We start from the raw sequence: 25,720 nt of genomic DNA on the forward strand, positions 1-25,720 counted from the left end.
CCATCTGCACTGTTGAACGGCACCTTCGGGTGCCGTTCTTGTTTAACGCTCACTTTCACGTTTCAGCGACTGGCGCACGGCTTTCAGAATCGGGAGGTCGAAGGCATTGTGTCCGGCGAAGAGTAGCCGGCACCGCAGCGGCTGGCGCTGCCGAAGCCACCGCACGCTGGACATGCCGAAGGTGTCTCTGATGCCTTGGATCACTTCAGTATGGGCATCAAGCGAAGGCGCTTCGTCCGTGCATGTGAAGAAGTACTGGTTTACGTGGTAATGCAATTCCAGGCGGATAGCGCGCACGGCTTCGTCGTCCACGAATTCTTCGAGTGCGCTCGGCTGCATCGATTGTCCGCTCAATTGCAAAGTCGCCCTTAACCAGTGGAGGGCCGCCTGACGCTGCTGGATTGCGCAGCCATTGTCCAGGAGTTGGTAGATCGCACCGGCACTGACGGCGCATGCCCCATGTGCCATGGCCGACAGGCCGTCATTCAAGGTTTGATCGTAGGCATTTACGTTGGCTGCAAACGGTACGAATACTGAGACCAGTGTGGTTTTCAGAACGGCCTCTGGATAGCGTTGCTGGTATTGAATGGCCAGCCAGCTGCCCCATGAGACGCCGAGCATGCTGATTTTTTCGAACCCCAGATGCTGCCGCAGGGCGTCGATGTCTTCGACGCAAAGCCCGGTGTCGTTGTGTTGGCGTTCGCCGTGGGGAACGGAGCGGCCGCAGCCGCGCTGGTCGAACAGGATAATGTCGAAACAGCGTTCATCGAAGAACTCGAGATGACGGCTGTCGCTGCAACCCCCCGGTCCGCCATGCAGGAAAAATATCGGTTCGCCACCGGGTGTGCCGTGCCGCTCCCAATAGAGTTGGTGACCGTCGCCGGTCGAGTAGTAGCCACTGTTCACCATTAGGCGGGTGTCCTCAGCCTGTAGAATTGAAACAGTTCTGTGTGGCCGGGCCGGGCCGCTACGCTGGATATCAGTTCAAGCTTCAGCGCCTGCGCCATATAGGGCACGGCGATCAGTACCGGCGTATGGCCGAAAAGGAAAATCGTGCCACCCGGTTTAACGCCGGCTGCCATATCGAGGAGCGCTCGCTGCGCGTCCTTGCGCGTCATCACTTCGGCATTGAGGAAACGAATGATCAGCACATCGCATTGAATACCTGTTGTCGCGATGTGGTGGGCATCGGCCAGGTAGAACCGGGCGGCTGAAGTGCCATGATGCTTTTTGGCATAGTCAATCATCGACGCTGAGCGATCAGACCCCAGGCATTGGCGATCCGGGAGTTCGCCAGCGAGGTGCGCGATGAACTCGCCCGTCGAACACGCCGGGTCATGGATCACCGCGCCGGGTGATGACAGGTTTTTGAGCAGGCTTGTGCAATGCTGGCGAAAATGCCCTTCGTCAGCATCCAGCTGTGTGGCGAGCGATTCATTGCATTGCCAATACTCGGGCGGGCAGACGCACTCTCGGCCGCTGTCATCCATGGCAGGAAACGGAAAACTCACTTCGCTGCCCGACTGCGTCAATGCGTTATGGAACGCGGTTTCTTTCTCCTGCGCAGATACTGCACGGAAATAGATCACGGTGCCTTGATTGCCCCAATGCCATTGCACCAGCGGTCCGAGCAGCATCCAGGGTTGGAGCACGCTGCTGATGTGCCAGCCGACCGTCTCGCAGTATTGCAGGACTTTGCGGCCGACCCATTCGTTGCCGCCGACACGCAATACAAACACATGATGCAGGCCTGAGCCGAAGGGTTCGATGAAACGATCGAGCTCGCCCGGCGATGCCTCGCGCCGGGGGAATGATTGAGCGAGGTGGTGTTCTCGACAAAGGGCAGGGGTCATGCTGCTACTCCCTGATTCCTTTGCAGGCGCCGCCCTCGTGCCTGCGGTATCACCACATTGCCACTGGACACCACAAAAAAACGCTCCAGCCCCGGAATGACGACGTTGACCAGCGTGGTCCCCAACGAGGTTTGATGGAGTTGGGTGACCCCCAGCGCGCGTCCATGCTGGTGGAGATCTTCTGCCAGCAAGTTGATTTGCTCGGCCAACGGGCGTTCATTGATTGTTTCGGGTAAGTCGACCGTGACTTGCTCGCACAAGGTAAGCAGTGGATACAGGTCGAATTGCAGGCAGCGGAGCAGGCGAGGAAATTTGCTCAAGTGCCGTTGCGCGTTACTCAGGTAGTGTTGCAGTCCTGGCTCCGAGGCCCCGTGATGGAGTTGGACGAGTTCGGTCAGCGCCCGCCAGGCGCCATGTCGGGCGCTGATCGAACTACCGCTGCCAAACACGCGAGGATGGGAGGCGGGTTCGGTTGAGAACGCCAGAAAGGTGTGTGGCAGGAATTCAGTGCTGATGTCGATCAGGATGATTTCCGCTCCGATCTCCGCTTCGGCATCCGACCACAGTTGGCCCAATTGTTCGTGATCTGCCACGCGACCGACCCGGCGCAGCACAGGCCGGTTCTCGTAGTAAAAATGCTCCAGCAGAAACAACGAAACCGCATCGCGCTCGATGCATTCATTTGCCGCATGCAAGACCGCTTCGTCGTAGCTCGCGCCAATGGCCGTTCCACTGTTAGAGGCATAGCGCCGTAATACGCCGTAGTTCGTAGAGTCTTGTTCCAGTGGCTGGCGTGAATAGTCGGGAGTGCATAATGCAACGGGGTAAGAGAATAAAGTTTTTTTGAATATGTCCGTGTAAGTTCTGCAGGCTGTCAAAGCATCGGGTTGGTCGGTGAGAGTAGAAAGAACCGTGTCATCGAAAAATAGTGGAGAGTCAGAAAAGTAATGCGGGGCAATACAGTGAATATCGCAGGCGCTGAAATGATCACTTAGATGGTGTTCCAGTGTTTCGTAAAGTGCACCCACCTGGGCGTGATGGAGGTAACCTTTTCCCGCTCCCCTGGCGATGCCCTGTTGATTGCCAGCACTCGCCGAGACATGCACCGCGACAATTTTTTGCCCGAGTATGCGGGGTTCTGCGCGAAGCCCCAGGTTTTCCAGTTCGGCGTGAATCCTCTTTTCAGCCTGCGCAAGGGTGAGTTCTCGTTCTACACGTGTAAAGTTATCCATCGTTCCCTCCCTTGAAAAAAACGGGGGGCATTTGCCCCCCGCTTTCTTAAACGGCTTCCAGTTCTGCTTGTTCATCCTCGGTCAGTTGCAGTTGTTCAATTTGCTCTGCTGTGGGGGTGTCCTGTTGTTCCAGGTCGATAACTTTGTTTGCGTTCCAGCTGACAAGGTAACCCATAGGTAAACTCTCTTTTTTGTTGGATAGTGGAGTGCTTAATCAAGCACGGAGCAACTGTATAAGTTGAAAGTTGGTCGGTCAAAAGTGACGGGGAGTTACGGTGTCGTTATTTCTGGTGTGAGGAAATACATACACATTAATCCGCGATTGACGACTTTGATTCGTAAACAGGGGCGGACGCCGAATAAACGCCGCATTTGCTGCAGCGAAGGGGGAAATGGGATGTGGGAAAATTCAGATAGTTGGGTAGCCAAATTGCAATGATGAGTCTGTTTTCGTTCCTTTACAGATATGCGCGGAGATTTTTCCTACCGCGTTTGAAGTCTCCTCAGACGGCGACGCGTGTTTACCCCTCGAATTCAACCGGCAGAAGTCTTTGCTTTCTGCACAAATGAAAACGCCCCGAACAAGTCGGGGCGTTTGCTTGAGACCACCTTCAGTGCTTTTTCACTCAGTCTTGAGAGGTGCCGTTTTTGTTTGTGCCAGTTCCAGCGCTTTAGCGAGCAGGTCCGTCACTGCGGGCAACGATCCAATGAACGAGCAATTAAAATGGTGCAGACAATTCAAGTCAGTGCAGCCAGTTGCGCTACTGTCTCCGGAAAACGCTCAACCAGGCGGATCAGTGTCGTGGCTTGGGCATTGGGAATTGCCCGTCCCTGCTCCCAATTCTCGAGGGTTCGGGTGTTGGTGCGCAGATACATGGCGAACACGGAACGGGAGAGGTTGAGCTGTTGGCGGATGGCTACCACTTCCTCGGCAGTGATGGGCACCAGCTTTGGCAACTGAACCTTGTGTGTTCGCAATGTGATCTTGCCTAGGCGCTCATCCGCCAGGGCTTCGAGGCCATCCATCAGTTCGGGCGTCAGAGCCATCCTTTTCGTTCCCGATTTCAACGGTAGACCCCGGTCGTAAAAACACCTGTAGGAGAAGTCGACCAGTACGGTGAGCGCATTCGATAAAGGGGAGGAATACCTGGCAGTGGGGCTGGTCTGAAAACGGTGTGTCAATCGATGTCTGAAAACCGCTATACCAAACGCAAAAACGGCACCCGAAGGTGCCGTTTTTTGTGCCTAATAGTCCGCCATCGCGAGCAGGCTCACTCCTACAGTATTGCGAGGTGCCAGCAGGCTTCGTGTACACCGCTAAAGCTGTGGGAGCCGGGCTTGCCCGCGATAGCGGTGGGGCAGTCGATAAAGATGCTGGATGGGCCGGCCCTTTGGCGGGCAAGCCTGAGCGGGCTTGGTATTTCCGTGCACCACAGTTCGTATTTCAATGCTGTATGTTTAAGCGTTTAGGTGTATGAGCAGAACCGTCCCACAATGTTTTCAGGTTGTCCGTCGGACGTCCGTTCTCTAGCCTGTGCACGTCGTTGCCAAATCAGCGATCGGGATTGGAACCCCGCGACTCCACTGAAAGCAAAAGCACCTTTCATGACGTATGCTTGCGCACCTTGATGGTGTGCACTCCGTTATGGCGGCTGTGCGCGGGAGACTTCGAGTCTGTCGGGTTTTCGGTGGCCCGGGTTCCAACCTGCGTACAGCTGCCACCCCTTCGATTGGAACCGAATGGGCCAGCTCCATAGCCACACACCGGAGTTACTTATGAAAAAGCCAACACCCAACCCTCCCGAAGCAGACGCCGTTGCGGACGCCGACTCAACATCCCCTTATGCTTCCGTTGACACCCGAAAACTCCACGAAGCCGCCGACCGCGCGCTCGACTACTACCTCAACCCCACCGCCCAAATCATGGCCGCGCCATACACCCCCAACGAAATGTTCTTCGTAAACCCCAAAGCAGACACAGAGTCGTTGCTGGCCAATGCCTGTGAATCCCTGGCATCGGCCACGGTCATGCTCGGTGACTTTGCTGCGCTGCTGGAAGGCACGCATCGCAGAACGCTGTTGGGGATCGCACAGGTGGTGATGTTGGGCGAACTGGCGGTGAACAAGGCGTTGGACAACGTCGACCCCGCTGGCTGATCAGCGGGACTGAGCAGACACAAAAAAACGCGGCGCCAGAAGGTCCGCGTTTTTACTGAATGGCTGACAGTCGGTTTCGCTTCTGTCAGGCAAGTACCCCAAAGAGTGTTCCGCCGAGATAGGTCACGCAATAGCCTAGAAAAGAATAACCAAGCAATCGAGCGGAAATGATGACCCAGCGTCGTGCGGGTAATGGGAAACTAGCGATCTCGTTTATTGCGTCCGGATCACTTCCCGACAAAAAATCATGGTCCAGTAAAAGTATGGGCGAGATCAGGGAGGATCATAGATAACCCGTAACATTGATCCAGACAAGTATTAAAAAAAACCACAAGGCGCAAATTGTGTTGATGTGACCGGGAATGACCACCCAAGGGCGCAACGTTTTTGGAAAGATCTCTACCTCATCAATCGAGTCTGGATCCATATTGCGAAAGAATTTCAAGGTTAGTAGGGCATATATAATCTCCAGATTTCCTACTTTGAAGATGATCGCAGTATTCTTGTCTCCTCGATGAGATGCGACGAAACGAGAGTTGGTGAAGTGGCTTTGAATCTCTTCTAGTTTGTGGGTTGCTACGTACGCTGAGAATAAGTAGTTCACAAAAAACAATACGAAAAGTGGGACTCCGGATAAGCCAATTAATTGGTCAAAGGTCATTGCTGGTTCACCTCGTACAGTTTTTCGCCGATAAATTCTCCAGCTTGACCACCGCTATCTCCCATTTGTGCGGCAAGCATACCGCTCACAACTAACATGCACGCTAATCCTCCAGTACCAACTGTTCCCACCCCAATCGCAGCACATGTCATTTGTGCAAAAACTGGCGCCAGTCGGCTAGCAATCATTCCGCCTGCAACGTTTCCAGATAGTTTCGAGCCCTCCACATATTTTGCCTGACGACATTCCTCCTCGCGTCCGGTGCGACATGCCTCGTGAATCTTCATCGCCGCTGAACCAGCACCTAGACCAATCGCCACATAACCGCCCGCCTTTATGTATTTAGAGGCTCGCGCCACGCCTTCGATATGAGTTGCATAGCCCGGCAGTTGAGTCGGTACGCCAGCCTTGTTCCAGTTGTGCACGATTCTTCGCGTTGACAAACCTAGCGCCCGTTTAAGTTTCGGATGATCCGGAATACCCGTTGTCTTGCGAACCAAAGGCCCTAAATCGACATCCAGTTTCGTCATCAGCCTTTTGCGTTTCGCAAAAAAATCCGGGGATTTCAGATGGCCATACTGGCGGTACTGCTCCATGTGTAACCGCTCCAGTTCTTTAAGTGTGTTTTTTAGCGTTTCCATATGCTGACCCACCATAAATGACGCTACACCCAACGCTCCGGAAGAAACTCCCAAAAACGGTTCAATCACTTCATGATGCTCAACCATGAACGAAGCCTCTTCATCAGTCAGATCCTTCAGCGCTTCATTCACTTTTTCCGCAGCCGCCATCATCTGCGCCTCTTCGCGTCGGCACATGTAGTTGCGCGAGTCGCTAAAGATGACCATTTGCCCCGGTTTTACCTGTTCACCGAGATGGCGATTGAGCGAGCGGAACTCGCGGCGCAGCACATCGCTGGGTGTAACTTCGTACAGCGAGCGTTCCTGCGCTTCGAGGGTCATGGGTGTCTGGACGATGTGGAAGCCGGACTCTGCCGGTTTGGGCAGAGTGAAGGCGTGTTCTTCTACCAGATGGTGTGCGGGTGCTGGCTCGGGTTTGGGTTTGAAGGCGTTCCAGGAGGCACCGCCGCTATCACCAGTAACGCGCGGTTTCACCAGTGCCCAGTCACCGTTACTGACGGCATCGATGAGTTTTCGTTGGTTGACACCCTGCAGGTAATTGGAGCGATGGAGGCCTACCGCGTTTAGCAGATCGTCGAAGCCGGGCAGATCGTCGGGGCGATTCAGAGACTGGCGGAACTCTTCCATGGCTTGGTAAGGGTCGAGTAGTTGGCTACGTTGGCCATTGAGTTCGCTTTTGGGGATGAGTCTAGTCACGTTCGTGTCCCGATTCGTAAAACGGGGACTTTGGCGAGCAGCCTCAATTTTAAATGCCGGGTGATTCCGTTTTAGGTGTAGGGAAAGTCCGATTTATCCCCAAAGAATTAGCTTTTCCAAAGGAACCGACAATCCCGCATGAGCTTTCAGGGATTGCAGAAGGAGGGCAGGGCAGCGGTAACAAATCCCACAAATGCAAAAACGGCACCCGAAGGTGCCGTTCTTGTTTGTAGCCAGATATCGCCGAGCGATCAGCCCGCCAGACCCGACTGCTGAACCAGCGTCAGCAGCGGTTGTGGGTAGACGCCGAGGAAGAATGCCACCAGAGCGATGGCCAGCAGCATCACGCCGCCTGCACGTTGTTCCCAGTGCAGTTGCGCATCGTGGCGACGCAGGTTCGGCTCGATCAGGTACAAAGTGACCATGACGCGCAGGTAGTAGAAGACGCCGATGGCGCTGCCCAGTACCAGGGAACCGACCAGCCACCATTGGTGCGACTCGACACCGGTGGCGATGATGTAGAACTTGCCGATGAAGCCCGCGGTGAGCGGGATACCGGCCAGGGACAGCATCATCACGGTCAGGACGGCGGTCAGGTACGGACGACGCCAGAACAGGCCGCGGTATTCGTACAGGGCATCCGCGTCACGGCCGTTGTACGGCGAGGACATCAGCGTGATCACACCGAACGCGCCGAGGCTGGTGATCACGTAGGTGACCAGGTACACGCCGATGGCTTCCACGGCCAGACCCTTGCTCGCCACCAGGGCGATCAGCAGGTAGCCGAAGTGAGCGATGGACGAGTAACCCAGCAGACGCTTGAGGTTGCTCTGGGTCAGTGCCAGCAGGTTACCGAACAGGATCGACGCAATGGCGATGATGGTCAGCACGTCGCTCAGCACACCGCTGCTTGCTGCAGGCGAGATCTGGAACAGACGCACCATCACGGCAAACACGGCCACTTTCGAAGCAGTGGCCAGGAACGCCGCCACCGGTGCCGGAGCACCTTCGTAAACGTCCGGGGTCCAGAGGTGGAACGGTACCAGCGACAGTTTGAACGCCAGACCGATCAGCATCATGCCCAGGCCCAGTTGCGCCAGCGAGCTCGGCAAGCCGGTGGCGGCCAGCGCTTGGCCGATACCGACAAAGCTCAGGCTGCCGGAGTCGGCGTAGAGCAGGGCCATCCCGAACAGCAGGAACGCGGAACCGGCAGCCGACAGCACCATGTACTTGATACCGGCTTCCAGCGAACGCTTGTTGAAGAAGGCATAAGCCACCAGACCGTAGACCGGTACCGAGAGCAGTTCCAGACCGATGAACAACCCGGCCAGGTGCTGCGCGCTGACCAGCACCAAGCCACCGGCGGCGGCCATCAGGATCAGCAGGTAAAGTTCTTCACGGTTGCCCGGGTAACCCGAACCGCCATCGCCGAGGTAGGCGTGGGCGAGGGTGACACAGGCGAGGGTGGCGACCAGGATCAGCGCCATGTACAAGCAGGCGAAGGTGTCGATCTGCAGCAACGGAGTCACGGCCAGAGGCGCGACTTTCAGGGCTGGCAGGATCGACAGCAACGCCAGGTTCAGACCTGCCACGGAAATCAGGAAGGTCTGCGAGTGGTTGCGGCGCCAGGCAATCGCCAGCATCACCACGATGATCGTGGCGCTGGTGATCAACAACGGCGCAAGCGCGATAAAGTGTTGAGTCGTGAATTCCATAGCGCTCTTACCGGGCCGAAGCGAGTTGAGTGAAGGCGGTGCCGAGCCACTGCTGCACGCCATGCATCGTCGCGGCAGAGGTGTCGAGGAACGGTTGCGGGTACACGCCGATGTAAATCAGCAATGCCGCCAGACCGACCACCATGATCAGTTCGCGACCATCCATGCCATGCAACACCGCGTCCGACTTGGACGGGCCGAAGTAGGCACGGTGGATCATGATCAGCGAGTAGACCGAACCGAACACCAGACCGGACGTCGCGATGATGGTGATCCATGGGGCGGCCGGGAACGTGCCGATCAGAATCAGGAACTCACCGACGAAGTTACCGGTGCCCGGCAAGCCCAGGGACGCGGCGGCAAAGAACAGGCTGATGGCCGGCAGGTAAGCGATCTTCGACCACAGGCCACCCATTTCACGCATGTCGCGGGTGTGGGTGCGCTCGTACAGCTGACCGCTGAGGATAAAGAGTGCCGCGGCCGACAGACCGTGCGCCAGCATCTGCATCACTGCACCCTGCAGCGCCAGTTGGCTGCCGGAGTAGATGCCGATCAACACGAAACCCATGTGGGAAACGGAGGAGTAGGCGATCAGACGCTTGATGTCGGTTTGTGCAAAGGCCAGGAACGCACCGTAGAAGATCCCGATCAGACCCAGGGTCATGGCGATCGGCGCAAACTCGGCCGAGGCATTCGGGAACAGCGGCAGGGCGAAACGCAGGAGGCCGTAAGCCGCCGTCTTCAACAAGATACCGGCCAGGTCGACCGAACCCGCTGTTGGCGCCTGGGCGTGAGCATCAGGCAGCCAGGAGTGGAACGGTACGACTGGCAGCTTCACCGCGAAGGCGATGAAGAAGCCGAGCATCAGGATGTACTCGGTAGTGAGCGACATCTTGGTTTTCAGCAGATCGGCGTAGTTGAACGTGATCACGCCGGTGCTGTTGAAGTTGACCAGCACCAGGCCCAGGATCGCCACCAACATGATCAGGCCGGACGCCTGAGTGAAGATGAAGAACTTGGTCGCCGCGTAGATCCGGGTTTTCTTGCCGTCCGAAGAACTGTGACCCCAGAGCGCGATGAGGAAGTACATCGGCACCAGCATCATTTCCCAGAAGAAGAAGAACATGAACAGGTCGAGGGCGAGGAACACGCCGACGACACCGCCCAGGATCCACATCAGGTTCAAGTGGAAGAAGCCAACGTGACGCTGGATCTCTTTCCACGAGCAGAGTACCGAGAGGATACCCAGCAGACCGGTCAACAGGATCATCAACAGCGACAGGCCGTCGAGGGCCAGGTGCACGCTGATGCCGAAGCGCTCGATCCAGATGTGCTTGAACTCAAGCGCCCAGGTCGGATCGGCGCCAGGCGCCGGAGCAAATGAATAATCACCGTGGGCCCACAGCCAGAGGCCGAGCGCGAGTTCCAGGGTCATGGTCAACAGCGCAATCCAGCGGGGGAGGGTAGCGCCGAAGCGCTCACCCATCCAGCACAGCAGGCCGCCGATGAAGGGGATCAGGATTAGCCAAGGCAGAATCATGACGGGCTCAATTCCTTTCGCAAGTTCGCAAGGTTCATATCAGACCGCTACCAGCACGATGGCGCCGATGACCAGCACGGAGCCGGCTGCCATCGATGCCGCGTACCAACGCAGTTGACCGGTTTCGGTACGGCTCAGGGCGGTGTGACCGCCTTTGGCCATACGCGGGATCAGACCGATGGTCTGGTCGAGCGGGTCTCTGCGCAGTGCGTGGCTGATCGCAAGGTATGGCTTGACGAACAGTTTGTCGTAGATCCAGTCGAAGCCCCAGGCAGCGAACCACCAGGCCGAAAGGAAGCGGCCGATGCCGCTGTTGGCGATTGCAGTGACGAAACGACGCTTGCCGAGGAACAGCAGCGCGGCCAGCAGGATACCGGCCAGGGCGATGGCGCCCGAGGCGATTTCCAGACTGTGCTTGGCTTCGCCGCCGGCATGGCCGACGCTTTCCGGCAGCACACCGTGCAGTGGCGGAACGATCATGGCGCCGACGAAGGTCGACAGCACGATCAGCACCGACAGCGGCAACCAGTGAGCGATGCCGTGACCGGCGTGCGCTTCGGTCTTCGCTTCACCGTGGAACGCGATGAAGATCAGGCGGAAGGTGTACAGCGAAGTCATGAACGCGCCCACCAGACCTGCGTAAAGCAGACCGTGGTTGCCGCTGGCAAACGCTTCCCAAAGGATTTCGTCCTTGGAGTAGAAGCCTGCGGTCACCAGTGGCAGGGCCGACAGTGCCGCGCCGCCGACGATGAAGCTGGCGTAGGCCAGTGGCAGTTTCTTCCACAGGCCGCCCATCTTGAAGATGTTCTGCTCGTGGTGGCAGGCAACGATCACCGCACCGGACGCAAGGAACAGCAGCGCCTTGAAGAAGGCGTGGGTCATCAGGTGGAAGATCGCGCCATCCCATGCGCCAACGCCCAGCGCCAGGAACATGTAGCCGATCTGGCTCATGGTCGAGTAGGCGAGGATACGTTTGATGTCGGTCTGAACCAGTGCGGCAAAACCGGCCAGCACCAGGGTCACACCGCCAACGACGCCAACGAGGTGCAGGATGTCCGGCGCCAGGGCAAACAGACCGTGGGTACGGGCGATCAGGTAGACACCGGCGGTTACCATCGTTGCGGCGTGAATCAGTGCCGAAACCGGAGTAGGACCGGCCATCGCGTCCGCCAGCCAGGTTTGCAGCGGCAGTTGCGCGGATTTACCGACAGCGCCGCCCAGCAGCATCAGGGTGGCCATGACCATCCAGAAGTCGCCGGCCTGGAATTTCTGCGGTGCCAGCACCAGCAATTCCTGGATGTTCAGCGTGCCCAACTGTTGGAACAGGATGAACAGGCCGATCGCCATGAACACGTCACCGATACGGGTGACGATAAAGGCTTTCAGTGCCGCGTTACCGTTGTTGCGGTTGCTGTAGTAGAAACCGATCAACAGGTACGAGCACAGGCCCACACCTTCCCAACCGAAGTACAGGAACAACAGGTTATCGCCCAGGACCAGGAACAGCATGCTGGCGATAAACAGGTTGGTGTAGGCGAAGAAGCGCGAGTAACCGGCTTCACCGCGCATGTACCAGGACGCGAACAGGTGGATCAGGAAGCCGACGCCGACGACCACACCGAGCATGGTCAGGGACAGACCATCCAGGTACAGCGCGAAGTTAGGCGTGAAGCCTTCCACCGCCATCCACTGCCACAACACCTGGGTGTAGTGACCGCCTTCAGGTGGCGCGACGTTGAATTGCCAGATCACGTAAGCCGTGACGATCGCAGACAGGCCGATGGAACCGACGCCAATCAGCGCCGACAGGTTTTCCGAAAAGCGGCCGCGTGAGAACGACAGCAGCAGGAAACCTATGAGAGGGAATACGAAAGTCAGATAGAGAAGATTCATCCGCGCATCTCGCTGGCAGCGTCGATATCGAGAGTGTGGAAGCGGCGATACAGCTGCAACAGAATCGCCAGGCCAATACTGGCCTCGGCGGCTGCCAGGCTGATCACCAGGATGAACATGATCTGTCCATCCGGCTGACCCCAGCGGCTACCGGCGACGATGAAGGCCAAGGCGGAGGCATTCATCATGATCTCCAGGCTCATCAGCACGAAGAGAATGTTGCGGCGGACCATCAGGCCGACCAGACCGAGGCAGAACAGGATGCCGGCGACCGCCAGACCATGCTCCAAAGGGATAGCAGGCATCGTCATTGCTCCTTGGCTTCGTTACGGCCCAAGTGGAACGCCGTGACGGCTGCGGCAAGCAGCAGCATCGAGGCGAGTTCGACCACCAGCAGGTAAGGACCGAACAGGCTGATGCCCACGGCCTTGGCGTCTACGGTGGTGTGGCCGATGGCCTCACCGCTGGAGTGGCTGAACAGCACGTACAGCAGTTCAACCAGCAGCAGGGTGCCGAGGGCGACCGGGCCGAGCCAGATGCCGGGCTTGAGCCAGACGCGCTCTTGCTGAACCGAGGCGGGACCGAGGTTCAGCATCATCACCACGAACACGAACAGCACCATGATGGCGCCAGCGTAGGCGATCACTTCCAGAACACCGGCAAACGGTGCGCCGAGGGCGAAGAACGTCATGGCCACGGCGATCAGCGAAATGATCAGGTAGAGCAGGGCGTGCACAGGGTTGGTGTTGGTGATCACGCGAAGCGTGGACACCACAGCGATACCCGATGCGAAATAGAAAGCGAATTCCATCTTTCTTCCTTAAGGCAGCAAGCTCTTCACGTTGATCGGCTGGGCTTCATTCTGCGCGGAGCCTTTCGGCTTCCCGGCAATCGCCATACCTGCAACACGATAGAAGTTGTAATCAGGGTTTTTGCCGGGGCCGGAGATCAACAGATCTTCTTTCTCGTAAACCAGGTCCTGACGTTTGAACTCGGCCATCTCGAAATCCGGTGTCAGCTGGATCGCGGTGGTCGGGCAGGCTTCCTCGCAGAGGCCGCAGAAAATGCAGCGCGAGAAGTTGATGCGGAAGAAGTCCGGGTACCAGCGACCGTCTTCGGTTTCAGCTTTCTGCAGCGAGATGCAGCCAACCGGGCACGCCACGGCGCACAGGTTGCAGGCAACACAACGCTCTTCGCCATCAGGGTCGCGGGTCAGGACGATACGCCCACGAAAGCGCGGCGGCAGGTACACGGCTTCTTCCGGGTACTGCAGCGTGTCGCGCTTGCGGAAGGCATGGCCGAAGATCATCACCAGGCTGCGAAGCTGGGTGAAGAAGCCATGCACGATGTCAAATATGTACTTCATGATTCTCTATCCTCACTGAGCCGCGACGGCGGGCGTGTTGAGCAACACGATCGCAGCGGTCACCAGCATGTTGACGAGGGTCAGCGGCAGGCAGAACTTCCAGCTGAAATCCATCACTTGGTCATACCGTGGGCGCGGGATCGAGGCGCGCAGCAGGATGAAGAACATGATGAAGAACGCGGTTTTCAGCGCGAACCAGATGAACGGGATCTGCGGCAGAATGCCGAACGGGCCGTGCCAGCCACCGAAGAACAAGGTCACCAGCAGCGCCGAAATCAACACGATGCCGATGTACTCGCCGACGAAGAACATGCCCCATTTCATGCCGGCATATTCAATGTGGTAACCGTCGGCCAGTTCCTGCTCCGCTTCCGGCTGGTCGAACGGGTGACGGTGAGTCACGGCGACGCCGGCAATGAAGAAGGTCAGGAAACCGAAGATCTGCGGAATCACGAACCACAGGTTCTGCGCTTGATATTCAACGATGTCGCGCATGTTGAACGAGCCGACCTGGATCACGATGCCCATCAGCGACAGGCCCATGAACACTTCGTACGACACGGTTTGCGCCGAGGCCCGCAAGCTGCCCAGCAGGGCGAACTTGTTGTTGCTGGACCAGCCGGCGAACAGCACCGCGTAGACCGACAGACCAGCCATGGCGAAGAAGAACAGGATGCCGATGTTGATGTCCGCTACACCCCAGGTCGGGGTGATCGGGATGATCGCGAAGGCAATCAGCAAGGCGCTCATGGCCACGACCGGCGCCAACGTGAAGATCACCTTGTCGGCGAACGGCGGGGTCCAGTCTTCCTTGAAGAACATCTTGATCATGTCGGCCGCGATCTGGAACGCGCCGAACGGGCCGACGCGGTTCGGACCGTAACGGTCCTGCCAGAGGGCGAGCAGACGACGCTCGACCCAGCTCAGCAGCGCGCCGCACACCACCACGGCGAGCAGAATCACGATGGCTTTTAGGACCGCGATGATCACGTCAATCACTTCAGGCGTGAACCAGGTCATTGAGCTGCCTCCTGCAGACCGTCAACGGATTTGCCAAAGATCGCGGGCGGAATGCCGGCGATACCGGCCGGCAATGCGACCAGGCCGGCACCCAGCTCTTCGTTGATGCGCAGCGGCAGACGCAAGGTCTGGCCAGCGACGTTCAAACTGAGCAAGGCGCCGTCATTGACACCCAGGCGATCGGCTTCGGATTTGGCCAGCGACACGTAAGCGGCCGGAATGCGTTCCTGAACCGGCGCGGCTTTGGAAGAGTTCTCTTCGCTGCCGAACAGGTGGAAGAACGGTACGACTTGCCAGGTGCCCGGTGCCGGGTTGAACGCACGCGGAACAGCAGCGAACCAGTTCAGCGAATCACCGGTGCTTTCGATCAGGCGGGTGCCCGGGTCGCCAGCGCGGATGTGACCACCGACTTCGTCCTGGAACTTGTTCCAGGCTTGCGGCGAGTTCCAGCCCGGAGACCAGGCGAATGGCACTTGCTGACGCGGTTCGACCGAGCCCGAGTAACCTTCCATGGAGAACGAGAACGCAGTGTCGTTATCCTGGGAAGTACGCGGTTCGTGCACGCTGATGTCGGCGCGCATGGCGGTACGACCGGAGTAACGCAGCGGTTCGCGCGCCAGTTTCAGGCCTTTGATACGGAACGCGGCAGACGGTGCGGCATCGACGATGCGCGCCAGTTGCGGCGTGCTGGCGGCGCAGGCAGCAGTGACGTGGTCCAGTTGGGTCCAGTCGATCGGCTGGTTCAACAGGGTTGCGCGCAGGGCATGCAGCCAGCGCCAGCCTTCGTGAACCAGGATGCTCGCGTCGAGGTAAGTCGGGTCGAAGACCTGGAAGAAACGCTGGGCGCGGCCTTCCTGGCTGACCAGCGTACCGTCGCCTTCAGCGAAGCTGGCGGCTGGCAGGACCAGGTGCGCGCGATCGCTGGTGGCGGTCTTCTGATGGTCCGCCACGATCACCACTTTCGCGGCGTTCAGGGCAGCATCGACACGGGCTTTGTCGGTGCGGGTGTACAGATCGTTTTCCAGCACGACGATGGCGTCGGCTTTACCGTCGATCACCGCTTGCAGCGCTTCGTCGACCGAGTTGCCACCGAGCATGGCCAGGCCAAGGCTGTTGGCCTCTGGCACGATCAGGCTGATGGAACCGTTCTTCTCGCGCAGCTTCAAGGCTTTGGCGATGTTGGCGGCGGCTTCGATCAGCGCCTTGGAACCCAACGAGGTGCCGGCGATGATCAATGGACGCTTGGCCGCGAGCAGGGCGTCAGCAATGCGCTTGGCCAGCTCGAGGGCTTCAGTGTCGAGGCCTTCAACCGCTGGAGCGCTGGCGTCGAGGGCGTGAGCCACGGCGAAACCGATGCGGGCCAGGTCGTCCGGTGCTGCGTGAACGCATTCTTCAGCAATGTCGTCGAGCTTGGTTTCAGCCAGGCTGGCGATGAACAGCGGGTTCAGCGCGTGCTGACCGATGTTTTTCACTGCAGCGTCGAGCCAAGGTTGAACGCGCATGGCATCGGCCATGTCTTCGGCTTTGCCCTTGACCGATTGACGCAGGGACAGCGCCATACGGGCAGCGGTCTGGGTCAGGTCTTCGCCAAGCACGAAGATCGCATCGTGATCTTCGATGTCGCGCATGTTCGGGATTGGCAGCGGGCTGTCTTTCAACACCTGCATGACCAGACGAATGCGTTCCAGCTCGGCGGCTTCGATACCGGAGTAGAAGTGCTCGGCGCCGACCAGTTCGCGCAACGCGTAGTTGCTTTCGAGGCTGGCACGGGGCGAACCGATACCGACGATGTTGCGACCGCGCAGCAGGTCAGCGGCTTTATCCAGTGCTTCGTCGAGGGTCAGCTTGGCGCCGTTGGCCAGCTTCGGCTGACGCGGGCGGTCTTCGCGGTTGACGTAGCCGTAGCCGAAACGGCCACGGTCGCACAGGAAGTACTGGTTTACCGAACCGTTGAAACGGTTTTCGATACGACGCAGTTCACCGTAGCGCTCGCCCGGAGAGATGTTGCAACCGCTGGAGCAGCCATGGCAGATGCTCGGCGAGAACTGCATGTCCCACTTGCGGTTGTAGCGCTCGGAGTGAGTCTTGTCGGTGAATACACCGGTCGGGCAGACCTCGGTAAGGTTGCCGGAGAACTCGCTTTCCAGGGTGCCGTCTTCAACGCGACCGAAGTACACGTTGTCGTGGGCGCCGAACACACCGAGGTCGGTGCCGCCGGCGTAATCCTTATAGAAGCGCACGCAGCGGTAGCAAGCGATGCAGCGGTTCATTTCGTGGGAAATGAACGGGCCCAGTTGCTGGTTCTGGTGAGTACGCTTGGTGAAGCGATAACGGCGCTCGTTGTGGCCGGTCATCACGGTCATGTCTTGCAGGTGGCAGTGACCGCCTTCTTCACAGACCGGGCAGTCGTGAGGGTGGTTGGTCATCAGCCATTCAACGACGCTGGCGCGAAACACTTTCGCTTCTTCGTCGTCGATGGAGATCCAGCTACCGTCGGTCGCTGGCGTCATGCACGACATGACGATCCGACCGCGTTTATCGTTTTCGTCGGTGTACTGCTTGACCGCGCACTGGCGGCAAGCGCCAACGCTGCCAAGGGCGGGGTGCCAGCAGAAATAAGGGATATCGAGGCCTAGCGACAGACATGCCTGTAACAGGTTGTCTGCCCCATCGACTTCGAGCTCTTTGCCGTCTACGTGGATAGTGGCCATGGTTCAAAGTTCTTCGTTGGCCCGGTGTCAGCGGGCGTGGCTAATGGAATCTTGTTATTCGTCCGAATCCAAACAGCCCATAAAAGGCGTCATCGAACGAGAAGGCGAAGGGCACGGACCCTTCGCCTTTTTAAGCGTTTACGCGCCGACTACGATCGGCCTTGCCAGAGGCGGGACGACGGCGCTGGTAGGCGCGATGCCGGCTTCGAACTCTGGACGGAAGTATTTGATTGCGCTGCCCAACGGCTCCACGGCGCCCGGTGCGTGAGCACAGAAGGTCTTGCCCGGGCCGAGGAAACCGACCAGACCCAGCAGGGTCTCGATATCGCCGGCTTGCCCTTCACCGTTCTCGATCGCGCGCAGCAGCTTGACGCTCCACGGCAGACCGTCACGGCACGGGGTGCAGAAACCGCACGACTCACGGGAGAAGAACTCTTCCATGTTGCGCAGCAGGGAAACCATGTTGACGCTGTCGTCCACCGCCATGGCCAGGCCGGTACCCATACGGGTGCCCACTTTGGCGATGCCGCCGGCGTACATTTGTGCGTCGAGGTGTTCAGGCAACAGGAAACCGGTACCGGCGCCGCCTGGCTGCCAGCACTTGAGCGTGTAACCGTCGCGCATGCCACCAGCGTAGTCTTCGAACAACTCGCGACCGGTGACGCCGAATGGCAATTCCCACAGGCCCGGGTTCTTCACCTTGCCGGAGAAGCCCATGAGCTTGGTGCCCATGTCTTCGCTGCCTTCGCGGGCCAACGATTTGTACCAGTCCACGCCGTCGGCAATGATCGCCGGCACGTTGCACAGGGTTTCAACGTTGTTCACGCAAGTCGGCTTGCCCCACACGCCAACGGCGGCCGGGAAGGGCGGCTTGGAGCGCGGGTTGGCGCGGCGGCCTTCGAGGGAGTTGATCAGTGCGGTTTCTTCACCGCAGATGTAACGCCCGGCGCCGGTGTGGACAAACAGCTCGAAATCGAAGCCGCTGCCCAGGATGTTTTTACCCAGCAGGCCCGCTGCCTTGGCTTCTTCCACCGCACGGTTGAGGTGCTTGGCGGCGGTGGTGTATTCGCCACGCAGGAAGATGTAGCCACGGTAGGTTTTCAGCGCGCGAGCACTGATCAGCATGCCTTCGATCAGCAGATGGGGCAGTTGCTCCATCAGCATGCGGTCTTTCCAGGTGTTCGGTTCCATCTCGTCCGCGTTGCACAGCAGGTAGCGGATGTTGATGGATTCGTCTTTGGGCATCAGGCCCCACTTCACGCCAGTGGGGAAGCCTGCACCACCGCGACCTTTAAGGCCGGAGTCTTTCACGGTCTGGACGATGTCGTCCTGAGCCATGTCGGCGAAGGCTTTGCGCGCGGCGGCGTAACCGTTCTTGGCCTGGTACTCGTCAAGCCAGACAGCTTCGCCGTCGTCGCGCAGACGCCAGGTCAGCGGGTGAGTCTCGGCCGAACGCTTGATGCGGTTGGCAGGACCGAAGGAAGTCAGGGTCATACGTAGCCCTCGAGCAATTTGGCAACGCCGGCAGGCTGCACATCACCGAAAGTGTCGTCGTCAATCATCAACGCCGGCGCCTTGTCACAGTTGCCGAGGCAGCAGACCGGCAGCAGGGTGAAACGACCGTCGGCGGTAGTCTGACCCAGGCCGATGCCCAGATTGTTCTGGATTTCGCTGACTACCGATTCATGGCCGCCGATGTAGCAGACCATGCTGTCGCAGACGCGAATGATGTGGCGACCGACCGGCTGACGGAAGATCTGGCTATAGAACGTCGCCACGCCTTCAACGTCGCTGGCCGGGATGCCGAGGATCTCGCCGATGGCGTAGAGCGCGCCGTCAGGCACCCAGCCACGTTCCTTCTGGACGATCTTCAGGGCTTCGATCGACGCCGCGCGCGGGTCTTCGTAGTGATGCAGCTCGTGCTCGATGGCCGAGCGCTCGGTTTCACTCAAGGTGAAACGGTCTGTCTGGATAAGCGTGCTGTTCATGCTTAGCGGTCCACGTCGGCCATAACGAAATCGATACTACCCAGGTACGCGATCAAGTCCGCGACCATGCTGCCTTTGATCACCGAAGGGATCTGCTGCAGGTGCGGGAAGCTTGGAGTACGAATCCGGGTGCGGTAGCTCATGGTGCCGCCATCGCTCGTCAGGTAATAACTGTTGATGCCCTTGGTCGCTTCAATCATCTGGAAGGATTCGTTGGCCGGCATGACCGGGCCCCACGAAACTTGCAGGAAGTGCGTGATCAGGGTCTCGATGTGCTGCAGCGTGCGCTCTTTCGGTGGCGGCGTGGTCAGCGGGTGATCCGCCTTGTACGGGCCTGCCGGCATGTTGCGCATGCACTGCTCGATGATCTTGATGCTCTGGCGCATTTCTTCGACGCGCACGATGCAACGATCGTAGGCATCGCCATTGACGGCCAGTGGCACTTCGAATTCGAAGTTCTCGTAACCGGAGTACGGGCGCGCCTTACGCAGGTCGAAGTCGCAACCGGTCGAACGCAAGCCTGCACCGGTGACGCCCCATTCGAAGGCTTCCTTGGTGTTGTAGGCAGCGACGCCGATGGTCCGGCCTTTGAGGATGCTGTTGTCCAGCGCGGCCTTCTGGTATTCGTCCAGACGCTTTGGCATCCACTCGACGAAGTCTTTGACCAGTTTTTCCCAGCCGCGCGGCAGGTCGTGAGCGACGCCACCGATGCGGTACCAGGCCGGGTGCAGACGGAAACCGGTAATGGCTTCGATCACCGTGTACGCCTTCTGACGGTCGGTGAACGTGAAGAACACCGGGGTCATGGCGCCGACGTCCTGGATGTAAGTCCCCAGGAACAGCAGGTGGCTGGTGATCCGGAAGAACTCGGCCATCATGATGCGGATGACGTCGACCTTCTCGGGCACCTTGATGCCGGCCAGCTTCTCGACCGAGAGCACGTACGGCAGGTTGTTCATCACACCGCCGAGGTAGTCGATACGGTCGGTATACGGGATGAAGCTGTGCCAGGACTGACGCTCGGCCATCTTCTCGGCACCACGGTGGTGGTAACCGACGTCTGGCACGCAGTCGACGATCTCTTCACCGTCCAGCTGCAGGATGATGCGGAACGCACCGTGCGCGGAAGGGTGGTTGGGACCGAGGTTGAGGAACATGTAGTCCTCGTTCGCACCGGAACGCTTCATGCCCCAGTCTTCAGGCTTGAAGCGCGCGGCTTCTTCCTCAAGCTGTTGCTTGGCCAGGGTCAGGCTGAACGGATCGAACTCGGTGGCACGGGCTGGGAAGTCCTTGCGCAGCGGGTGACCTTCCCAGGTCGGCGGCATCATGATGCGGGTCAGGTGCGGGTGGCCGGCGAAATTGATGCCGTACATGTCCCACACTTCACGCTCGTACCAGTTGGCGTTCGGCCAGATACCGGTCACGGTCGGCACGCTAAGGTCGCTCTCGGACAAGGCGACCTTGATCATTACGTCACTATTACGTTCGATCGACATCAAGTGATAGAACACTGTGAAGTCGGCGCCGCTTGGCAGCCCTTGACGCTTGGTGCGCAGGCGCTCGTCCACGCCGTGCAGGTCATAGAGCATGACGTACGGCTTGGGCAGGTTGCGCAGGAAGGTCAGGACTTCGACGAGTTTGGCGCGGGCAACCCAAAGCACCGGCATGCCGGTGCGGGTAGGCTGGGCGGTGAACGCCTCGGGGCCAAAACGGTTGTTCAGTTCGACGACCACATCCTGGTCGTCTGCCTTATAAGGCGGGATGTACAGAGCACTGCCTGTAGTCATGGTTATTTATCGCTTTCGGTCAACGTAAAGAATGAAGCCAGTGTCTCGTTCTATAAAAGAAGCAGATCTGGATCAGACTTCGTCGGGGCTGCGCAGGTTGGTGACTGCGATTCGCTGTTCGCGGCGCTGTTCCTTTTGCGAAGGCATCTCGGCGCGGTACACGCCTTGATCACCGACGACCCAGGAAAGCGGACGACGCTCCTGTCCAATCGACTCTTGCAAGAGCATCAAGCCTTGCAGGAAAGCTTCAGGACGGGGCGGGCAGCCAGGCACGTAGACGTCCACGGGCAGGAACTTGTCCACCCCTTGAACGACAGAGTAGATGTCGTACATGCCACCGGAGTTGGCGCACGAACCCATGGAGATAACCCATTTAGGTTCGAGCATTTGCTCGTAGAGACGCTGAATGATCGGCGCCATCTTGATGAAGCAGGTACCGGCGATAACCATGAAATCCGCCTGGCGCGGCGATGCCCGGATAACCTCGGCGCCAAAGCGCGCGATGTCGTGGGGCGCCGTGAAGGCGGTGGTCATTTCCACGTAGCAGCACGAAAGACCGAAGTTATACGGCCACAGGGAGTTCTTGCGCCCCCAGTTGATCGTGCCGTTAAGCACGTCTTCGAGCTTGCCCATGAAGATGTTTTTGTGGACTTGATCTTCTAACGGATCGGAAACGGTTTCCCGTTCGCCAATCGGATACTGCTCGTTAGGAGCATCGGGGTCGATCCTGGTGAGATTGTATTGCATTGCCAAAGCCTCATTGTTTCAGCTTCGCCTGCCGCTTGCGACGAGCTTCCGGAGCCCAGTCAAGGGCGCCCACTCGGAACAGGTAGACAAGACCTGCCAACAGAATTGCTATGAAAACGAGAGCTTCGACGAATCCGGTCCAGCCGCTTTCGCGGACGGACACAGACCAGGCAAAGAGAAAGAGGGCTTCGATATCGAAGATCACGAAGAGCATCGCGACCAGATAGAATTTGGCTGAGAGCCGCAAGCGGGCGCCACCTGTAGGTAGCATGCCGGACTCGAACGGTTCGTTTTTGCTGCGGCCCCAGGCTTTTGACCCGAGGAGGCTGGAGACGCCGAGCATGAAGGCGCAAAGGCCGACGACGCCCAGAAGGAAAATGGCAAAGCCCCAGTTGTGGGCCATGAGTCCTGTCGCTTCGGGCATGCTGGTAATCCTTAACAGAGAGCAAAGGTCTCTGAGCTTGAAAAGAAACAAAGCAGTGACGATATGTCGCAGCAATCAATCCCGCTGATTTTATGGCACAACACGGTGCAAGTAAAATTCAGATAGCGAAATTATTTAATGGAATAAGGACATAGCGCACCTCCGAAGCCCCGCAGCCCATGCGTTGCGGGCATTAGCCGGGTTTTCATCAATATTGTTTTGTAGGGAATGTAACGAACATAGTTGTAGCTAAATGATAATCAATATTGTTTGGCTTGGTTTTTAAACTGTTTAACGGCTGGGTGACTGGGAAGTTGTCTTATATGGCTGTTACTACAAGTAGCGGAGATGGACGTTTTACCTCGGTTTTCTGCGCGCGGTACCGCTCTGGATCAATGTTTTTCGTAGGACTTGAAGGTGCATGCATTCCTGTGGGAGTCGGGCTTGCCCGCGATGGCGGCCTTTCAGTCGACATCTGCAGTGACTGACACACCGTCATCGCGAGCAAGCCCGCTCCCACAGGGTTATGTGGTGTTTGGTAAATCGCGGGCAAAAAAACGCCCCGAACCAGTCGGGGCGTCAGATGTGCGGCGTTGCGGTTAGCTTTCTATTCGGTCCGCAACGGCCGTTAGCTCAGGCGAAGCAGATCAGTGGAACTGTTCTTCTTCAGTCGAACCGGTCAGCGCGGTCACCGAAGACGAGCCACCTTGAATCACGGTGGTCATGTCGTCGAAGTAGCCGGTGCCCACTTCCTGCTGGTGAGCCACGAAGGTGTAGCCCTTCGAAGCGTCAGCGAATTCCTGCTCTTGCAGCTTCACGTAGGCAGTCATGTCGTTGCGGGCGTAGTCGTGCGCCAGGTTGAACATGCTGTGCCACATGTTGTGAATGCCGGCCAGGGTGATGAACTGGTGCTTGTAACCCATGGCGGACAGTTCGCGCTGGAACTTGGCGATGGTCGCGTCGTCCAGGTTTTTCTTCCAGTTGAAGGAAGGCGAGCAGTTGTACGACAGCAGTTGGTCCGGGTATTCCTTTTTGATCGCTTCAGCGAAGCGACGAGCCTCGTCCAGATCCGGCTTGGCGGTTTCGCACCAGATCAGGTCGGCGTACGGCGCGTAAGCCAGGCCGCGAGCGATCGCCTGGTCCAGGCCGGCGCGCACTTTGTAGAAGCCTTCCTGAGTGCGTTCGCCAGTCACGAACGGCTGGTCGTACGGGTCGCAATCAGAGGTCAGCAGGTCAGCTGCGTTAGCGTCGGTACGGGCCAGGATGATGGTCGGAGTACCGGCAACGTCAGCCGCCAGACGGGCAGCGGTCAGCTTCTGTACAGCTTCCTGGGTAGGAACCAGTACCTTGCCGCCCATGTGGCCGCATTTTTTCACGGAAGCCAGTTGGTCTTCGAAGTGAACGCCGGCGGCGCCTGCTTCGATCATACTCTTCATCAGCTCGTAAGCGTTCAGAACGCCGCCGAAACCGGCCTCGGCGTCAGCAACGATGGGTGCGAAGTAGTCGATGTAGCCTTCGTCGCCCGGGCCTTTGCCGGCTTTCCACTGGATCTGGTCAGCACGACGGAACGAGTTGTTGATGCGCTTGACCACGGTTGGAACCGAGTCCACCGGGTACAGCGACTGGTCCGGGTACATCGATTCGGCGGAGTTGTTGTCCGCAGCCACTTGCCAGCCCGACAGGTAGATTGCCTGGATGCCGGCTTTGACTTGTTGTACAGCCTGGCCGCCGGTCAGGGCGCCCATGCAGTTGACGAAATCTTTATCAGGACGGAAGGATGGCTTGGCGCCCTGGGTCACCAGGTTCCACAGCTTCTCGGCGCCCAGTTTTGCAAAGGTGTGCTCAGGTTGAACCGAGCCACGCAGGCGGACGACGTCAGCAGCGGAGTAAGCGCGTGTCACGCCTTTCCAGCGTGGGTTTTCAGCCCAATCTTTTTCGAGGGCTGCAATTTGCTGTTCGCGTGTCAGTGCCATGGAGATAAACCTCGTCGCATAGGTCTGGGGTGGAAAATTCCTGCTCCTGCCAACTACGCAAATTAAAGAAGCGTAAAAGGCTGCTCGCTGACCAGAAGCTTAGGTGGTCAAGTCGGATTCGGCGGGGTTGGCGACGGGATGAACGATGGGCTCGAGGGGAAGTGAGCAGGTAAGGGCGAACTGGCGAGCGGATTCGGGCGTCGTGGGCCTTTATACGAACTTCAGTGTGGAGCCGGGTTACCTAATTACGCTTCCGTCCCTCGGGACAACTTCGTTCCAGTCGGCAACCTCGTCAAACACACCTTGTGGGCGGTACAGACACGAAACGGCTCGCTGGGGTAGATGCGAGCGGCGCCTCGAAGGCCCTTGCCAGGGCCCCTGATTAGCGGGAGCGAGGCCATCATGCCTTTGCTTTTTTCGATCGTCAAACGTTTTGTAGTGCTTTTTTTCAAGCACTACATCTTTGGTCTAATACGACTAATCAGTCAGTTTCCGGTGGTTTAGTCCAAAGTATCGACTTTCACCCGCAGGGTCATGTCATCCCGGCCTTGAGTCGAGTAGCTGCGGGTCAGACCCTGTTTGTCGGCTTGAGTCTGACGGTTCACGCCGGCCAGGGTGATCCACTCGCCCAAGCGTCCCGTGACAGTTGTGTCGGTACTTTGCACATTCACTACATCGGGACGTTCCTGGCTCATACGGTCACGGTTAGTACTGATCGACAAGTGAACGATGTCGCCGGTGACGCTGGCGGTGACATAGAAACCCTGGGTGACGTTGCGGTATTCGGTCTGGCTGCGCAGATCGCCGTAGGAATCGGTCTGGCTGCTGGTGAGCGGCACGCTCTGGCCGACCTGAATCAGTGCCGGTGCGCCTTCGCTGGCCTGAATCTGCTGGATGCCGCCATCGCGGCTGTCGGTGCTGCGGTTGATGATGCGCGTCTGGCTCGGCTTGGCGCCGTTGACTGAGTAACCCTGGTCGCCCTGGAAGTTGTTTTCGTTGGTGTCGACGGTGATGAGCAGGCGCTTGGCGGCAACGTCGAGTTGCGTAACAAGGGCCTTAAGTTCGTCGATCTTGCGCTGATCGGCATTAACGATCAGCTGGTTGCCGTAGGCGCTGACCTGGCCATCCTTGCCGATGAAATCCTGTGCCATCGGCAACATATCGGCACTGGTGCGGTAGTTCAGGGGCACGATCTCGGTGGCCGCCATGGCTGAAAAACTGCACGTCAGCAGCAGCGTGGTGAGCAGGGTGCGTAGGGACATATCCGTTATCTCCGACATCTTGAAGTGTTGATATTGCCAGTTTGTCGGCCCGGC

At 58.4% G+C, this 25,720-nt stretch carries 23 protein-coding genes; 1 reads left to right on the top strand and 22 read right to left on the bottom strand.

Translation table 11 applies throughout. The annotated features are described in order from the left end of the window. Positions 1–42: 42 nt before the first annotated feature. The 5 genes from DJ564_RS12150 to DJ564_RS12165 all read right to left on the bottom strand — a co-directional run bounded on the left by DJ564_RS12150 (position 43) and on the right by DJ564_RS12165 (position 4,132). On the bottom strand, positions 43–909 hold the full coding sequence (locus DJ564_RS12150; RefSeq protein WP_109629391.1) for an alpha/beta fold hydrolase: 867 nt from the start codon (positions 907–909) through the stop codon (positions 43–45). Beyond that, a complete protein-coding gene (locus DJ564_RS12155) occupies positions 909–1,853 on the bottom strand; it encodes a trans-aconitate 2-methyltransferase (protein ID WP_109629393.1) in 945 nt (314 codons plus the stop codon). The genes DJ564_RS12150 and DJ564_RS12155 overlap by 1 nt, the downstream gene beginning before the upstream one ends. Further along, positions 1,850–3,085, bottom strand: a complete 1,236-nt coding sequence (locus DJ564_RS12160) for a YcaO-like family protein (RefSeq protein WP_109629395.1) — start codon at positions 3,083–3,085, stop codon at positions 1,850–1,852. The genes DJ564_RS12155 and DJ564_RS12160 overlap by 4 nt, the downstream gene beginning before the upstream one ends. 46 nt (positions 3,086–3,131) lie before the next feature. After that, the gene (locus DJ564_RS32380; protein WP_256597498.1) at positions 3,132–3,260 is read right to left on the bottom strand and encodes a hypothetical protein; all 129 of its coding nucleotides are present in this window, start codon (positions 3,258–3,260) and stop codon (positions 3,132–3,134) included. Between the two features lie 563 nt (positions 3,261–3,823). Then, positions 3,824–4,132 (bottom strand): DNA-binding transcriptional regulator, encoded by a 309-nt coding sequence (locus DJ564_RS12165; protein ID WP_109629397.1) that lies wholly within the window; start codon positions 4,130–4,132, stop codon positions 3,824–3,826. Between the two features lie 729 nt (positions 4,133–4,861). Between DJ564_RS12165 and DJ564_RS12170 the strand changes: the two genes are divergently transcribed. Continuing rightward, positions 4,862–5,242, top strand: a complete 381-nt coding sequence (locus DJ564_RS12170) for a DUF6124 family protein (protein WP_109629398.1) — start codon at positions 4,862–4,864, stop codon at positions 5,240–5,242. 283 nt (positions 5,243–5,525) lie between these two features. On the opposite strand, the gene DJ564_RS12175 is transcribed toward DJ564_RS12170, so the two are convergent. The 17 genes from DJ564_RS12175 to DJ564_RS12260 all read right to left on the bottom strand — a co-directional run bounded on the left by DJ564_RS12175 (position 5,526) and on the right by DJ564_RS12260 (position 25,666). After that, positions 5,526–5,903 (bottom strand): hypothetical protein, encoded by a 378-nt coding sequence (locus DJ564_RS12175; protein WP_109629400.1) that lies wholly within the window; start codon positions 5,901–5,903, stop codon positions 5,526–5,528. Then, positions 5,900–7,240 carry a hypothetical protein gene (locus tag DJ564_RS31975; RefSeq protein WP_162556198.1) on the bottom strand — a complete coding sequence of 447 codons (1,341 nt, stop codon included), beginning with the start codon at positions 7,238–7,240 and terminating at the stop codon, positions 5,900–5,902. Before DJ564_RS31975 ends, DJ564_RS12175 begins: the two co-directional genes overlap by 4 nt. A 251-nt stretch (positions 7,241–7,491) precedes the next feature. Then, a complete protein-coding gene (gene nuoN / locus DJ564_RS12190) occupies positions 7,492–8,955 on the bottom strand; it encodes an NADH-quinone oxidoreductase subunit NuoN (protein WP_109629405.1) in 1,464 nt (487 codons plus the stop codon). A gap of 7 nt (positions 8,956–8,962) precedes the next feature. Further along, positions 8,963–10,495 carry an NADH-quinone oxidoreductase subunit M gene (nuoM, locus tag DJ564_RS12195; protein ID WP_109629406.1) on the bottom strand — a complete coding sequence of 511 codons (1,533 nt, stop codon included), beginning with the start codon at positions 10,493–10,495 and terminating at the stop codon, positions 8,963–8,965. 39 nt (positions 10,496–10,534) lie between these two features. Then, complete coding sequence (gene nuoL, locus DJ564_RS12200; RefSeq protein WP_109629409.1) at positions 10,535–12,388, bottom strand: NADH-quinone oxidoreductase subunit L; 1,854 nt, start codon at positions 12,386–12,388, stop codon at positions 10,535–10,537. Then, positions 12,385–12,693, bottom strand: a complete 309-nt coding sequence (gene nuoK, locus DJ564_RS12205) for an NADH-quinone oxidoreductase subunit NuoK (protein WP_010458852.1) — start codon at positions 12,691–12,693, stop codon at positions 12,385–12,387. The genes nuoL and nuoK overlap by 4 nt, the downstream gene beginning before the upstream one ends. Before the next feature lie 2 nt (positions 12,694–12,695). Next, entirely contained in the window at positions 12,696–13,199 is a 504-nt protein-coding gene (nuoJ, locus tag DJ564_RS12210) for an NADH-quinone oxidoreductase subunit J (protein WP_109629413.1), read from the bottom strand. Between the two features lie 9 nt (positions 13,200–13,208). After that, positions 13,209–13,754 (bottom strand): NADH-quinone oxidoreductase subunit NuoI, encoded by a 546-nt coding sequence (gene nuoI, locus DJ564_RS12215; protein ID WP_007905075.1) that lies wholly within the window; start codon positions 13,752–13,754, stop codon positions 13,209–13,211. Positions 13,755–13,766: 12 nt separating this feature from the next. Then, the gene (nuoH, locus tag DJ564_RS12220; RefSeq protein ID WP_008146046.1) at positions 13,767–14,774 is read right to left on the bottom strand and encodes an NADH-quinone oxidoreductase subunit NuoH; all 1,008 of its coding nucleotides are present in this window, start codon (positions 14,772–14,774) and stop codon (positions 13,767–13,769) included. Beyond that, positions 14,771–17,485 (bottom strand): NADH-quinone oxidoreductase subunit NuoG, encoded by a 2,715-nt coding sequence (gene nuoG / locus DJ564_RS12225; protein WP_109629415.1) that lies wholly within the window; start codon positions 17,483–17,485, stop codon positions 14,771–14,773. Before nuoG ends, nuoH begins: the two co-directional genes overlap by 4 nt. Positions 17,486–17,623: 138 nt before the next feature. Next, entirely contained in the window at positions 17,624–18,979 is a 1,356-nt protein-coding gene (gene nuoF / locus DJ564_RS12230; RefSeq protein WP_109629418.1) for an NADH-quinone oxidoreductase subunit NuoF, read from the bottom strand. Beyond that, entirely contained in the window at positions 18,976–19,473 is a 498-nt protein-coding gene (gene nuoE, locus DJ564_RS12235) for an NADH-quinone oxidoreductase subunit NuoE (RefSeq protein ID WP_003223804.1), read from the bottom strand. The genes nuoF and nuoE overlap by 4 nt, the downstream gene beginning before the upstream one ends. A gap of 2 nt (positions 19,474–19,475) precedes the next feature. Beyond that, positions 19,476–21,260 (bottom strand): NADH-quinone oxidoreductase subunit C/D, encoded by a 1,785-nt coding sequence (nuoC, locus tag DJ564_RS12240; RefSeq protein ID WP_109629421.1) that lies wholly within the window; start codon positions 21,258–21,260, stop codon positions 19,476–19,478. 72 nt (positions 21,261–21,332) lie between these two features. Then, positions 21,333–22,007, bottom strand: coding sequence for an NADH-quinone oxidoreductase subunit B family protein (locus DJ564_RS12245; protein ID WP_008146035.1), 675 nt, complete (start codon positions 22,005–22,007; stop codon positions 21,333–21,335). 10 nt (positions 22,008–22,017) lie between these two features. Continuing rightward, the gene (locus tag DJ564_RS12250; RefSeq protein ID WP_003223812.1) at positions 22,018–22,431 is read right to left on the bottom strand and encodes an NADH-quinone oxidoreductase subunit A; all 414 of its coding nucleotides are present in this window, start codon (positions 22,429–22,431) and stop codon (positions 22,018–22,020) included. Between the two features lie 647 nt (positions 22,432–23,078). Further along, complete coding sequence (gene aceA / locus DJ564_RS12255) at positions 23,079–24,404, bottom strand: isocitrate lyase (RefSeq protein WP_033057066.1); 1,326 nt, start codon at positions 24,402–24,404, stop codon at positions 23,079–23,081. 500 nt (positions 24,405–24,904) lie between these two features. After that, complete coding sequence (locus DJ564_RS12260; RefSeq protein WP_109629424.1) at positions 24,905–25,666, bottom strand: secretin N-terminal domain-containing protein; 762 nt, start codon at positions 25,664–25,666, stop codon at positions 24,905–24,907. Positions 25,667–25,720 lie beyond the last annotated feature (54 nt).

This window comes from Pseudomonas sp. 31-12 (genome assembly GCF_003151075.1).
Lineage (GTDB): Bacteria > Pseudomonadota > Gammaproteobacteria > Pseudomonadales > Pseudomonadaceae > Aquipseudomonas.